We start from the raw sequence: 257 nt of genomic DNA, 5'->3' as shown, positions 1-257 counted from the left end.
GGACGCCGTCATGGTGCTCACACCGGACGACCGGCACGCCGCGGTCGCGATCCCGGCGCTCGAGGCAGGACTTGCGGTCTTCTGCGAGAAGCCGCTGGCGATCTCCATCGACGACTGCGACCGCATCCTTGCAGCCGCGCAGAGGACCGGATCCCGCCTGTACGTCGGACACAACATGCGCCACATGCCGGTGATCACGCTGATGCGCCGACTGATCCAGGAGGGCCGCATCGGCGATGTCAAGGCCGTCTGGTGCC

At 67.7% G+C, this 257-nt stretch carries 1 protein-coding gene; it reads left to right on the top strand.

Annotation, left to right across the window (positions count from 1 at the left end):
- The coding region (locus SB717_RS37485; protein ID WP_410908204.1) for a Gfo/Idh/MocA family protein at positions 1-257 on the top strand (257 nt) is incomplete at both ends.

Source organism: Priestia sp. SIMBA_032, from assembly GCF_046535215.1.
In the GTDB taxonomy this organism is placed as follows: Bacteria; Bacillota; Bacilli; order Bacillales; family Bacillaceae_H; genus Priestia; species Priestia aryabhattai.
This window is presented reverse-complemented; position numbering and strand designations above follow the sequence as displayed.